We start from the raw sequence: 253 nt of genomic DNA on the forward strand, positions 1-253 counted from the left end.
TATGGCAAGACGCCAATGCGCACCTTCCTCGATTCGCTGGAACTCGCCAGGGAGAAACTCATCCCCCATTGATGACTCTTTATTTATCGGCCCAACTACCTGTCAGATCGAGTCCCGGCTAATACACTTAAACGATGGGATGCGCTGACCCGCTATCTCGATGACGGTCACGTGCCCATAGACAACAACTGGGTCGAAAACCAGATACGTCCTTGGGCGACGGGGCGTTCATTGTGCACCTCCTTGCGAAACC

The 253-nt window shown here is 53.8% G+C and carries 1 pseudogene; it reads left to right on the forward strand.

Going from position 1 to position 253, the window contains the following annotated elements:
* Nucleotides 1–123 precede the first annotated feature (123 nt).
* Nucleotides 124–253 (forward strand): annotated as a pseudogene (locus tag VSR82_RS40495) (IS66 family transposase); the annotation flags it as partial.

This window comes from Burkholderia sp. JPY481 (assembly GCF_038900515.1).
GTDB classification, from domain to species: Bacteria; Pseudomonadota; Gammaproteobacteria; order Burkholderiales; family Burkholderiaceae; genus Paraburkholderia; species Paraburkholderia youngii.